A 13,055-nucleotide genomic window follows, 5' to 3' on the forward strand; every position below is an offset into this window, starting at 1 on the left:
ATGACACACGACAACAAATTACAAGTTGAAGCGATTAAACGCGGAACGGTTATCGATCATATTCCTGCACAGGTGGGCTTTAAATTACTGACTTTGTTCCAGTTAACTGAAACCGACCAGCGCATCACCATCGGCCTGAACTTGCCTTCAAAAGAACAGGGCCGTAAAGACCTGATTAAAATTGAAAACACCTTCCTGACGGATGAACAAGTTAACCAACTGGCGCTGTATGCACCGCATGCGACAGTAAACCGTATTGATGAATATGAAGTGGTCGGTAAGAGCAAACCGAGTCTGCCTTCACGCATTGATAGAGTGTTGGTTTGCCCAAATACCAACTGCATCAGCCGCAGCGAACCGGTCCATTCTTCGTTCGCAGTGAAAAAGCGCGACGAGAACATCAGTCTCAAATGCAAATATTGTGAGAAGGAGTTCGCACATCACGTAGTGCTGGCGGATTAATCATTGCCGCTAAAGCTCTCGCCCCTATAATGGGCGGGAGCTTTTTTGTTTGTAGGGTGGATATGCTTCAGCACAATCCACCACTCCGATTTGGCGGGTGGCGCGTAGCTTACCCGCCCTACGAACTTAGATAAGGAAGAAATAATGTCTCGTACCATCAGCACCGAAAACGCACCCGCAGCAATCGGCCCATATGTTCAGGGTGTCGATCTTGGCAGCATGATTATCACTTCCGGTCAGATCCCAGTGAACCCAAAAACGGGCACCGTACCGGAAGACGTGGCAGCGCAAGCGCGCCAGTCTCTGGAAAACGTGCAGGCGATCGTTGAAGCCGCTGGTCTGAAAGTGGGCGATATCGTTAAAACGACTGTTTTCGTAAAAGATCTGAATGACTTTGCGACTGTAAACGCAACTTACGAAGCCTTCTTTAATGAGCACAAAGCGACTTTCCCTGCGCGTTCTTGCGTGGAAGTAGCTCGTCTGCCTAAAGATGTGAAGATTGAAATTGAAGCGATTGCCATTCGCCGTTAAGTTTTGCTGAAAAAAAAAGAGCTAATTCTGGAAAGAACTAGCTCTTTTTTTATCTTAAAAATATTCGAACAGACTGAAGCTGCTTTCAGTTATTAATCGAACCACTATTAATTAGTGCGTAAATATAAAAATACATTCAATAATAATTAAGCATTAGTCAGTTTTGAGATTTTTAAATAGTATTATCGCGGGTGCTGAAATCATTAACCTTCAGCATAAAATTACTACGTTATAATTCTTATTGTGGGCTGTGTTGCAGGTTATTTGGTAGAGGTCCCATCCCTTAAACTAGCGGATGGGGAACTACCAAAAACACCCCGACAGGTGCAATGGTAGTTCTTCTGAAGCGTAGCTTCAAGTGAAGGACTATGAAAAAAGCATTTAAGCTTTATGGTTTATTAATAGTTTGCTTAACAATTATCACTATTACTTTTCTGATTCAGGACTCGTTGTGCGAGTTTTTCTTTATCAATAAAGATGTGATGATATTCAGTAAACTTTCCTGCGTACGCAGTTAATAACCCATTGGGGGAGTTTGCTCCCCCAGCTTTAATGGAGTGTGATGGTAACAGCGCCCTTTTAAATATGGCTGCGCAAGCAGCCTTATTTATTACTGCCAGCCGTAACGGCGGCTATAAAAACCTTTCACGCACTGAGTCAGCGTCATATATCCCGCAAGGATCGCAATCAGCCATGGGAAATAGCTCAGCGGCAGCGCCTGGAGCTGCAGATAACTTGCCAGCGGCGAAAACGGTAGGCCAATCCCAACGACCATCACGACCAATGTCATGATCATCAACGGCCAGGCCGCCCGGCTCTGAATGAACGGGATACGACGAGTACGAATCATATGCACAATCAATGTTTGCGACAGTAAACCCACCACGAACCAACCGGACTGGAACAGAGTTTGCGCTTCCGGCACGTTGGCCTTGAACACCCACCACATGATGCAGAATGTCAGAATATCGAAGATGGAACTGATCGGCCCGAAGAACACCATAAAGCGGCCTAAATCTGCCGGGTTCCAGCGCTGTGGTTTCTTGATTTGCTCATCGTCTACGTTATCAAACGGAATCGCCACCTGGGAGACATCGTACAGCAGGTTCTGAATCAGTAAGTGCAACGGCAGCATCGGCAAGAACGGCAGAAAGGCGCTGGCCACCAGCACACTAAACACGTTACCGAAGTTAGAACTGGCGGTCATTTTGATGTACTTAAGCATGTTGGCGAAGGTTCTGCGCCCCTCAATCACACCCTCTTCCAGCACCATCAGGCTTTTTTCCAGCAAGATAATATCTGCGGCTTCACGCGCAATATCCACCGCGCCATCCACTGAAATTCCAATGTCTGCCGCACGCAATGCAGGCGCATCATTTATGCCGTCGCCCATAAAGCCGACCACATGCCCTTCACCACGCAGCAGGCGCACAATGCGCTCTTTATGCATTGGCGTGAGGCGTGCAAACAGCGTGGTACGAACAGCCAGTGCAGCAAGCTCTTCGTCAGCCATGTTTTCAATTTCACTGCCGGTAACTAAATCACCCACATCCAGCCCCACTTCACGGCACACTTTCGCCGCCACCAGCTCGCTATCCCCGGTCAGGATCTTTACGGCAATGCCGCTTGCTTTGAGTGCTTTCAAAGCAGGCGCGGTGGTTTCTTTCGGTGGATCAAGGAACGCGATGTAGCCTTCGAGGATCAGATCCGATTCATCTACGCGACCGTAATCTTCACTCCGCGCAGGCAAGAATTTGGTGGCTACAGCCACCACACGCAAGCCCTGGCGGTTCAGATCGTCAGTCACACGGCGAATACGCGCCAGCAAGGATTCGCTGAGCGGCACGATCTCGTCGCCATAACGAACCTGTGTGCAGACGTTCAGGATCTCCTGCAGCGCGCCTTTGCAGATCAACTGATGCACCTGCGGCTGCTCGGATACCACGACCGACATACGACGACGTTCAAAGTCGAACGGGATCTCATCCACCTTCTGCCAGCGTGTGGCGGCGTAACGCGCATGATCCTCATCAACACCTTCCAGCACCGCGACATCAAGCAGGTTTTTCAGCCCGGTCTGATAATGGCTGTTAAGCCAGGCGGTATGTAGCACCTGGTTGCTCGTGGCCCCCAAAATATCGGTGTGTGACTCCAGAACAATGCGATCTTGCGTCAGCGTGCCGGTTTTGTCGGTGCAAAGAATATCCATTGCGCCAAAGTTCTGGATTGCATCGAGGTGTTTGACGATCACTTTCTGTTTAGAGAGTTTCACCGCACCGCGAGCAAGCGTCGACGTGACAATCATCGGCAACATTTCAGGCGTTAAACCCACCGCGACAGAGAGCGAGAACAGCGCCGCTTCCCACCAGTCACCTTTAGTGAAGCCATTGATCAGCAGCACAATGGGCGTCATCACCAACATAAAGCGGATCAGCACCCAGCTCACACGGCTGATGCCTTTCTGGAAAGCATTCGGCTCACTTTCTTGTTGCGTGACGCGCCCGGCCAGTTGGCCAAACCATGTATTGCCACCCGTTGCGATAATCATCGCAAGCGCCGTGCCGCTCACTACGTTGGTGCCCATAAAGCACAGCGTGTCGCATTCCAGAGGGTTGTTGTGCGACATATCGCGACTGACTGCTACCTTTTCAACCGGCAAAGATTCGCCCGTGAGCGAGGCCTGGCCGACAAAAAGATCGCGAGCCTGTAAGACACGTAGATCTGCCGGGATCATATCGCCTGCCGCCAGTTTGACGATATCGCCAGGCACTAATTGATCGAGCGGGATTTCGATAAACGCATTTTCACCGTTTTCATTCACGACACGCAGTACAGTCGCGGTGTTGCTGACCATAGCTTTGAGCGTATCCGCCGCTTTGGTAGAACGCGCCTCCTGGATGAAGTTGAGCAATGTAGCTATCACCACCATCAGCGCAATGACGCCTGCGGCAAACATATCCTCAGTGGAGTAGGAAACAATACCAAGAATGGTAAGCAGTATATTGAATGGGTTGCGGTAGCACGTCCAAAGATGAACCCACCATGGCGACGGCTTTTGCGCAGGGATTTGATTCGGGCCATGAAGCTCAAGTGTCTGGTCAACTTCACGCTCATTTAGGCCTTCAGGATGGCTTTTAAAATCGCGATATAGTTGTTCTTCCGAAGCTGCGGCATATTTCAGGCAAGCTTCACTCAAAGAAGCTGGAACCTCTTGTGCATGAGCAACGGTGTTGTCGTCTGGCATCAGGTCGCGTTGGATCAAGCGACGTGGCAGGTGACGGCTCAGTTGTGCAAACAACTGCCGGGTCAGATTTTTTAACAGCATAGTAGTCCCTCGGCGCCGAAAAATGCGGAGCCTGGTGACATGCAGGCACGACAAAGCCATACCTTACAGGTCAAATTTTTTTATCAGCAGGGACATCGTTGAAAGTACGATCGAGGCCGCTGCCTTACGCGATCCGGTAAGGCAACCACATCTAAAAGAGGGAGGATTACCGGATTATTCCTGTCATTACAGGGTCTGGACTGGGATCAGGTTCCATGTCGCCTCCGGTTAAAAGAAAAAGTCATTACAATACTGGCAGGTATTCTACGCCCGCAAACCTAAACCTGGCATAAACCAGATTTTTTCCATTGTGGTATTGTTGAGGCGCCTTACTCTAATGAGCAATTGATTGCCGGGAACCTATACGATGCAAAGCCGCCTCACTATCAAAGACATCGCTCGTTTAAGCGGTGTCGGTAAATCCACTGTTTCTCGCGTTTTGAATAATGAAAGCGGCGTTAGCGCTCGCACACGAGAACGCGTGGAGGCGGTCATGCAGCAAGAAGGTTTCTCCCCTTCTCGTTCGGCGCGTGCGATGCGTGGGCAGAGCGATAAAGTGGTCGCCATAATTGTGACGCGTCTGGATTCACTGTCTGAAAATCTTGCAGTGCAAACCATGCTGCCGTCGCTTTACGAGCAGGGATACGATCCGATCATGATGGAAAGCCAGTTCGACCCGGAACTGGTCGAAGAACATCTTGGCATGCTCAAACGGCGCAATATCGACGGTGTGATTCTGTTCGGTTTTACCGGCATCAACGAAAAAATGCTCACCTCGTGGCAATCGACACTGGTTCTGATGGCGCGTGATGCCAAAGGGTTTGCCTCGGTTTGTTATGACGATGAAGGTGCCATCACCAGCCTGATGGCAAAACTCTATTCCCAAGGCCATCGCCACATTAGTTTTCTTGGCGTGCCACATAGCGATGTGACAACAGGGTTACGCCGCCATAATGCCTATCTCGCCTTCTGCAAAGAGCACCAGCTAACGCCAAACGTGGCACTGCCAGGGCTTGCGATGAAACAGGGTTACGAGCACGTCGCCGAAGTGTTGTTACCGGAAACCACCGCGCTGGTATGCGCGACCGATACCCTCGCTTTGGGCGCCAGCAAATATTTGCAGGAGCACCAGAGCAACGCGCTGCAACTGGCCAGTGTGGGCAACACGCCGCTGATGAAATTTCTTCATCCGGAAATCATCACAGTCGATCCCGGTTATGCGGAAGCGGGCCGCCAGGCTGTATTACAGTTGATTGGACAAGTTACGCAAGATCGTGAGCTACGCCAAATAGTCATCCCCTGCACTCTTCAATAAATGCCCCGACCTCAGGTTTATTGTGATCGTCGCCTTATTTCGGGAACGTTCCCATTTCCGAAGAAAAGATTAAAAGATAACCTTGCTGGCAGATAATTACTCCTTACTCTGGAACCTCATCATGGCCAAAGTGAAACAACAGGATATAGAAAAGCTGATAGACCTGGTCGGCGGACGGGGCAATATCGCAACCGTGAGTCATTGCATTACCCGGTTGCGTTTTGTGTTGAACAACCCACAAGCAGCTTCACCAAAAGAGATTGAAGAGCTGCCGATGGTTAAAGGCTGCTTTACCAATGCCGGACAGTTCCAGGTTGTGATTGGCCCTGAAGTGGGTGATTACTATCAGGCGTTGATTGCCGCCACAGGGCACAGCTCCGCCGATAAAGAACAAGCGAAGCTCGCCGCACGCCAGAACATGAAATGGCATGAGCAGTTAATTTCCCATTTTGCAGAGATCTTCTTCCCGCTTTTACCGGCGTTGATCAGCGGTGGTTTGATACTCGGCTTCCGTAATGTGATCGGCGATTTGCCAATGAGCAACGGGCTCACGCTGGCGCAGATGCACCCTTCTTTGCAATCCATCTACGACTTCTTGTGGCTGATCGGCGAGGCAATTTTCTTCTACCTGCCGGTTGGTATTTGCTGGTCAGCTGTGCGGAAAATGGGCGGAACGCCTATCCTTGGGATTGTGCTTGGCGTAACACTCGTATCACCACAATTGATGAACGCCTATGAATTAGGTAGCAAAATTCCGGAAGTTTGGAACTTTGGCTGGTTCACCATCGAAAAAGTGGGCTACCAGGCGCAGGTGATTCCAGCACTGCTGGCGGGCCTGGCTCTTGGCTTTATTGAGACGCGTCTGAAACGCATCGTTCCAGATTACCTCTATCTTGTAATAGTGCCTGTTTGTTCGCTGATTCTGGCTGTGTTCCTGGCACATGCGTTTATAGGCCCGTTTGGTCGCTGGATTGGTGACGGTGTGGCCTTTGCGGTTCGCCACTTGATGACCGGCAGCTTTGCACCGATTGGTGCAGCACTCTTTGGCTTCCTGTACGCACCGCTGGTGATTACCGGTGTGCATCAGACAACACTCGCCATTGATATGCAGATGATTCAGAGCATGGGCGGCACACCGGTATGGCCACTGATTGCACTGTCTAACATTGCTCAGGCATCAGCGGTTGTCGGCATCATTATTTGCAGCCGCAAACATAACGAACGTGAGATTTCAGTTCCGGCGGCGATTTCCGCTTACCTCGGTGTTACCGAACCGGCGATGTACGGCATCAACCTGAAGTACCGCTTCCCAATGCTTTGCGCGATGGTTGGCTCAGGACTTGCAGGCTTGCTGTGTGGCCTCAGTGGTGTGATGGCAAATGGGATTGGCGTCGGTGGCTTGCCTGGCATTCTGTCCATCCAGCCACGTTACTGGGAAGTTTACTCCCTGGCAATTCTGATTGCCGTCATCGTGCCAATCGTACTGACCAGCGTGATGTATAAGCGCAAATACCGTCAGGGCACATTGCTAGTGGTGTAGTTTGTTTTTCTGGGGCCAGTATTGGCCCCTTAGATTTAGGAATGATTTATGAATACAACTCCTCCATGGTGGCAACATGGTGTCATCTACCAGATCTACCCGAAGAGTTTTCAGGATACGACCGGCAGCGGTACCGGCGATCTTGCTGGCGTCATTAAACGCCTCGACTACTTAAAACTGCTGGGCGTTGATGCCATTTGGCTGACCCCGTTTTATATCTCCCCGCAGATTGATAATGGCTACGACGTTGCCAACTACTGCGCGATTGATCCGACTTACGGCACACTGGATGATTTCGACAAACTGGTCGCACAAGCGCATGACCGTGGGATTCGCATCATCCTGGATATGGTCTTTAACCATACCTCTACGCAGCACGCCTGGTTCCACGAGGCGCTGAATAAAGAGAGCCCTTACCGCGAATTTTATATCTGGCGCGATGGTACGCCAGATCTGGTGCCTAACAACTGGCGCTCTAAATTCGGTGGTAACGCCTGGCGCTGGCATGCGGAAAGCGGCCAGTATTATCTGCATCTGTTTGCTCCAGAGCAGGCGGATCTGAACTGGGAAAATCCGCAGGTTCGTGCGGAACTGAAGAAAGTCTGCGAGTTCTGGTCCGATCGCGGCGTGGATGGTTTACGCCTCGATGTGATCAACCTGATATCGAAAGATCAAGATTTCCCAAGCGATATTGATGGCGGTGACGGGCGTCGTTTTTATACCGATGGGCCACGCATTCACGAATATCTGCAAGAATTCAGCCGCGATGTGTTTACGCCACGCGGGTTGATGACGGTTGGTGAAATGTCATCAACCACGCTTGATAACTGCCAGCAATATGCGGCGCTGAACAGCAATGAACTGTCGATGACGTTTAACTTCCACCATCTAAAAGTGGACTACCCTGGCGGGCAAAAATGGACGCTGGCGGCTCCTGATTACGTCGCGCTGAAAGCGATTTTCAGCCACTGGCAACAAGGCATGCACAACGTGGCGTGGAATGCGCTGTTCTGGTGTAACCACGACCAGCCGCGAATTGTGTCGCGCTTTGGTGATGAAGGTGAATTGCGCGTTCCTGCGGCGAAGATGCTGGGCATGGTGCTGCACGGTATGCAAGGCACGCCTTATATTTATCAGGGCGAAGAGCTGGGGATGACCAATCCACACTTCAAACGTATCGTTGATTATCGCGATGTGGAAAGCCACAACATGTACGCCGAACTGCGTGCGCAAGGCAGAGATAGCGATAATCTGCTGGCTATTCTTGCCAGCAAATCACGTGATAACAGCCGCACACCGATGCAGTGGGACGATGGCGAAAACGCAGGTTTCACCCAGGGAACACCGTGGATTAACCTTTGCGATAACTATCAAACCATCAATGCCAAAGCGGCGGTTGATGACCCGGATTCGGTGTTTTATGCCTACCAGCAGCTGATTAAACTGCGCAAAGCAAACCCTGTTTTCACCTGGGGTAGCTATCAGGATCTGCTGCCGGAGCACCCGTATTTGTGGTGTTACCGCCGTGAGTGGCAAGGGCAAACATTGGTTGTCGCAGCCAACCTCAGCCGTGAAAACCAGTGGTGGATGCCGGAAGCCTTCGAAGGTAACTGGGATGTGCTGATGAGCAACTATTCTGACCCTGGAAGTAAACCTGGTGAGATAAGCTTACGGCCATTCGAGGCTGTTTATTGGTTGCAAGGTTAATCCTTATCCGATTTCTCCCTCATATTTGAGGGAGATCTCCTCCTTCTGATTTTAAGAGTTTTGTCCGCAGCCCATCCTTCCTGCTATGCCCGATTTACTTTGTTCTGCATCAATAAAATCGCAAACATCTTTGATGCAAATCACTACATATAGACCTTAAAATGCACCCCGCCCCTATATCTTGTATTTTTCGACTATTATAGCAACAAGTACCACAGACGATTCTGGGGATTATCTGTGGATAAACATAGGCCCAAAAATGCAAAGCCTATGGCAAAGCGAGTGAATCCCGCTTGCGAACCCTTCTATCCCTTTGTGGATAACCTTTTTTAAAATGGAGAAATCATGACACCGCATGTGATGAAAAGAGACGGGTGCAAAGTGCCTTTCACTTCAGAGCGCATTAAAGAAGCTATTCTTCGTGCAGCTAAAGCAGCGGGAGTCGATGACGCAGACTATTGCGCCACCGTCGCAGATATTGTCCGTGCGCAGATGGAAGGCCGCAGCCAGGTAGATATTGGCGAAATCCAGACCGCAGTTGAAAACCAACTGATGGCTGGTGACTACAAGCAACTTGCACGCGCTTATATCGAATATCGCCATGACCGCGATATCGAACGTGAGAAGCGTGGCCGCCTGAACCAAGAAATTCGGGGTCTGGTAGAACAAACCAACTCCGCTTTGCTCAATGAAAATGCCAATAAAGACAGCAAAGTTATCCCGACTCAGCGCGACCTGTTAGCCGGTATCGTGGCTAAACACTATGCCTCACAGCATCTGTTGCCGCGCGATGTGGTTCTGGCGCATGAACGTGGTGATATTCACTACCACGATCTGGATTACTCCCCGTTCTTCCCGATGTTTAACTGCATGCTTATCGATCTTAAAGGTATGCTGACGCACGGCTTTAAAATGGGTAATGCGGAAATTGAGCCGCCAAAATCTATCTCAACAGCAACAGCTGTTACTGCTCAAATCATTGCCCAGGTTGCCAGCCACATTTATGGCGGCACCACCATTAACCGTATTGATGAAGTGCTGGCACCGTTTGTAACAGAAAGCTTTGAGAAACACCGCAAAACCGCCGAAGAATGGCAGATCCCTGACGCTAAAGGTTATGCGCTTTCACGTACTGAGAAAGAGTGTTACGACGCTTTCCAGTCGCTGGAATATGAAGTGAATACGCTCCACACCGCTAACGGTCAGACACCATTCGTGACCTTCGGTTTTGGCCTGGGAACCAGCTGGGAATCACGCCTGATTCAGACCTCTATTCTGCGTAATCGCATTGCGGGTCTGGGCAAAAACCGTAAAACGGCGGTGTTCCCAAAACTGGTCTTCGCGATTAAAGATGGCCTGAACCACAAGGCTGGCGACGCGAACTACGACATCAAGCAGCTCGCTCTGGAGTGTGCCAGCAAGCGCATGTATCCGGACATCCTGAACTACGACCAGGTTGTGAAAGTCACCGGCTCGTTCAAAACGCCAATGGGCTGCCGCAGTTTCCTCGGTGTGTACGAAGAAAATGGCGAGCAAATCCACGATGGCCGCAACAACATCGGTGTGATCAGCCTGAACCTACCGCGTATTGCGCTGGAAGCTAAAGGTGACGAAGCGACTTTCTGGACGCTTCTCGATAGCCGCCTGGAACTGGCTTACAAGGCGCTGATGACACGTATCGCACGTCTGGAAGGGGTAAAAGCTCGCGTGGCGCCAATCCTGTATATGGAAGGGGCTTGTGGCGTACGCCTGAAAGCAGACGATGACGTTTCTGAGATCTTTAAAAATGGCCGCGCGTCGATCTCCCTGGGTTATATCGGCATTCATGAAACAGTGAATGCACTGTTTGGTAACCAGCACGTTTATGACAGTGAAGAATTACGTGCGAAAGCCGTGGCGATTGTCGAACGTCTGCGCCAGGCCACCGACACCTGGAAAGACGAAACCGGATACGGTTTCAGCCTGTACAGCACGCCAAGTGAAAACCTGTGCGACCGTTTCTGCCGTCTTGATACCGCTGAATTTGGCGTGGTTCCGGGCGTCACCGATAAAGGTTACTACACCAACAGCTTCCACTTAGATGTTGAGAAAAAAGTTAACCCGTACGACAAAATCGATTTTGAAGCACCGTATCCACCGGTCGCGAACGGCGGTTTTATCTGTTACGGCGAATACCCGAACATTCAGCATAACCTGCAAGCGCTGGAAGATGTGTGGGATTACAGCTACAAACACGTTCCGTATTACGGCACCAATACACCAATTGATGAGTGCTACGAGTGTGGCTTTACCGGTGAGTTTGAATGCACCAGCAAAGGCTTCACCTGCCCGAAATGTGGCAACCACGATGCCGCTCGTGTATCGGTAACACGCCGTGTTTGTGGTTATCTCGGCAGCCCGGACGCACGTCCGTTTAACGCCGGTAAGCAGGAAGAAGTGAAGCGTCGCGTGAAGCATTTAGGTAATGGGCAGATTGGCCTTTCGCAAAGCAATTGACGTCAGAGCAAGGCGGCAAACGAAGAATCCCTGGGAGCTGACTAAAGTCAGTGACCAGAGTGATTGAGAGCAGCTAACGCAGCTATGATGGCAAGTGAGAAGCGAAAATGAATATCCATCAGTATTACCCGGTCGACATCGTCAACGGGCCGGGAACACGCTGTACGCTGTTTGTTTCCGGTTGCGTGCACGAATGCGTTGGGTGCTATAACAAAAGCACCTGGCGGGTTAATTCCGGTATGGCGTTCACCCAGGAAATGGAAGACCGGATTATTGCCGATCTGAACGATACGCGGATACGTCGCCAGGGGTTGTCGCTTTCGGGCGGCGATCCGCTGCATCCACAAAACGTGCCGGATGTGCTGAAACTGGTGCAACGGGTTCGGGCTGAATGTCCTGGCAAAGATATCTGGATGTGGACGGGTTATAAGCTTGATGAATTAACCGAAACTCAGCACGAAGTGGTTGATTTAATTAACGTGCTAATCGACGGCAAGTTTGTTCAGGATTTGAAGGACCCAGCGCTGGTCTGGCGCGGCAGCAGCAACCAGGTCGTACATCATTTGCGTTAAGCCCCTTACGGGGCTTTTGCTATTTCACGTAACTGGCTTGAGTCCAGAATATTCACACCCTCGCCTGCGGGTTTAAGCGCCTCATGCAGCATTGCTTTCGCCACATCCCTTGCTTCAATGGACTTCCACTTCCCTGGCATGATTTTGAACAAAGGTGCAAACAGCGACTCATTTAAGCGCTGTGATTCCCGATGGCCAAGCAGCATGGATGGACGAGCAATCGTCAACCGTGGCCACTGTTGCGCTATCAGTGCCTCCTCCATCTCCCCTTTTACACGGTTGTAAAAGAATGGCGATTTGCTGTTCGCGCCAATGGCGCTTACCACCAGCATCTGTTTAGCTCCCAGACGTAGCCCGGTGATGGCTGTATCCACCACCAGCGTGTAATCCGCCAGCACAAAAGCTTCTTTGCTTCCTGCCTCACGCATCGTGGTGCCAAGACAGCAAAAAACGACATCCAGCGGTTCGGTTAATTGTGTCAGAGCGTCGCTTAGCTGGGGATCGTGAGGGTTGGTGACTTTGTTCATCGGCGGCAATGGACGCCGCGTCGCAGCAACGATGTGGCTGACTTGCGGTTCGTTAATCAGCATATGAAGTAAGTGCCCACCAACCAGCCCTGTGGCTCCTGTTATCAAAACCCGGCTCATAAGATCTCCTCTTGCTTATTCACCAAGTTTAGTGTCATCTCGCAACCAATGGAGCTTTTTACCGAAACCGAGCGTGTTATCGGTCATTTTTATTTCATCAAGACGAATTTTCCACACCGGTGCCTTCATCACTCGCGCCACCGGGAAGCGTTTGCAGTAACGAGCACGAATGCTGTCGGCTTCTTGCTCTGAAACCCGCATGATTTCACCACGAAACTGTACGCCACGAATTAGCGCCACGGTTTTAGGCTGCCCATTTACCGTTCCGGCCACATTGGCTTGTTGACCAATCAGCTCACCATGACGAGTATGAGTTTCGCTTAACAGGTAGAAAGCGACACGTTGTTCATCAAATAAGTAGAACGCGTTAGCGCACCATAAATCACCATTACTGCCTGCGCAGTAAGTCAGTACATGCTGTTTGTTCAGCCAACGACTGATGGCATTGAGAGTTTCCATG

11 protein-coding genes are annotated in these 13,055 nt (G+C 50.6%); 8 read left to right on the forward strand and 3 right to left on the reverse strand.

All coding sequences use genetic code 11. The features are described 5' to 3' along the window. From pyrI to M979_RS24070, 3 genes are all read left to right on the forward strand, one after another. The gene (gene pyrI / locus M979_RS14920; protein ID WP_034459632.1) at positions 1-462 is read left to right on the forward strand and encodes an aspartate carbamoyltransferase regulatory subunit; all 462 of its coding nucleotides are present in this window, start codon (positions 1-3) and stop codon (positions 460-462) included. A gap of 144 nt (positions 463-606) precedes the next feature. After that, complete coding sequence (ridA, locus tag M979_RS14925) at positions 607-993, forward strand: 2-iminobutanoate/2-iminopropanoate deaminase (protein ID WP_034459635.1); 387 nt, start codon at positions 607-609, stop codon at positions 991-993. Between the two features lie 368 nt (positions 994-1,361). Beyond that, positions 1,362-1,511 (forward strand): Hok/Gef family protein, encoded by a 150-nt coding sequence (locus tag M979_RS24070; RefSeq protein ID WP_157093252.1) that lies wholly within the window; start codon positions 1,362-1,364, stop codon positions 1,509-1,511. A gap of 92 nt (positions 1,512-1,603) precedes the next feature. On the opposite strand, the gene mgtA is transcribed toward M979_RS24070, so the two are convergent. Continuing rightward, positions 1,604-4,315 carry a magnesium-translocating P-type ATPase gene (gene mgtA / locus M979_RS14930; protein WP_064555488.1) on the reverse strand — a complete coding sequence of 904 codons (2,712 nt, stop codon included), beginning with the start codon at positions 4,313-4,315 and terminating at the stop codon, positions 1,604-1,606. Positions 4,316-4,685: 370 nt separating this feature from the next. On the opposite strand from mgtA, the gene treR reads away from it, so the two are divergent. The 5 genes from treR to nrdG all read left to right on the forward strand — a co-directional run bounded on the left by treR (position 4,686) and on the right by nrdG (position 11,948). Further along, positions 4,686-5,633, forward strand: coding sequence for a trehalose operon repressor TreR (gene treR / locus M979_RS14935; protein WP_034459638.1), 948 nt, complete (start codon positions 4,686-4,688; stop codon positions 5,631-5,633). A 121-nt stretch (positions 5,634-5,754) separates the two neighbouring features. Further along, the gene (gene treB / locus M979_RS14940; RefSeq protein ID WP_034459639.1) at positions 5,755-7,173 is read left to right on the forward strand and encodes a PTS trehalose transporter subunit IIBC; all 1,419 of its coding nucleotides are present in this window, start codon (positions 5,755-5,757) and stop codon (positions 7,171-7,173) included. A gap of 48 nt (positions 7,174-7,221) precedes the next feature. Further along, positions 7,222-8,880 carry an alpha,alpha-phosphotrehalase gene (treC, locus tag M979_RS14945; protein WP_034459643.1) on the forward strand — a complete coding sequence of 553 codons (1,659 nt, stop codon included), beginning with the start codon at positions 7,222-7,224 and terminating at the stop codon, positions 8,878-8,880. A gap of 345 nt (positions 8,881-9,225) precedes the next feature. Beyond that, the gene (gene nrdD / locus M979_RS14950) at positions 9,226-11,376 is read left to right on the forward strand and encodes an anaerobic ribonucleoside-triphosphate reductase (RefSeq protein ID WP_064555416.1); all 2,151 of its coding nucleotides are present in this window, start codon (positions 9,226-9,228) and stop codon (positions 11,374-11,376) included. Between the two features lie 107 nt (positions 11,377-11,483). Next, positions 11,484-11,948, forward strand: coding sequence for an anaerobic ribonucleoside-triphosphate reductase-activating protein (gene nrdG, locus M979_RS14955; protein WP_064555418.1), 465 nt, complete (start codon positions 11,484-11,486; stop codon positions 11,946-11,948). A 5-nt stretch (positions 11,949-11,953) separates the two neighbouring features. On the opposite strand, the gene M979_RS14960 is transcribed toward nrdG, so the two are convergent. Both M979_RS14960 and M979_RS14965 read right to left on the reverse strand, forming a co-directional pair. After that, a complete protein-coding gene (locus M979_RS14960; RefSeq protein WP_034459650.1) occupies positions 11,954-12,595 on the reverse strand; it encodes an NAD(P)H-binding protein in 642 nt (213 codons plus the stop codon). Between the two features lie 15 nt (positions 12,596-12,610). Further along, positions 12,611-13,054 (reverse strand): YhbP family protein, encoded by a 444-nt coding sequence (locus M979_RS14965; protein WP_064555420.1) that lies wholly within the window; start codon positions 13,052-13,054, stop codon positions 12,611-12,613. Position 13,055: the final 1 nt, after the last annotated feature.

Source organism: Buttiauxella noackiae ATCC 51607 (assembly GCF_001654865.1).
Lineage (GTDB): Bacteria > Pseudomonadota > Gammaproteobacteria > Enterobacterales > Enterobacteriaceae > Buttiauxella > Buttiauxella noackiae.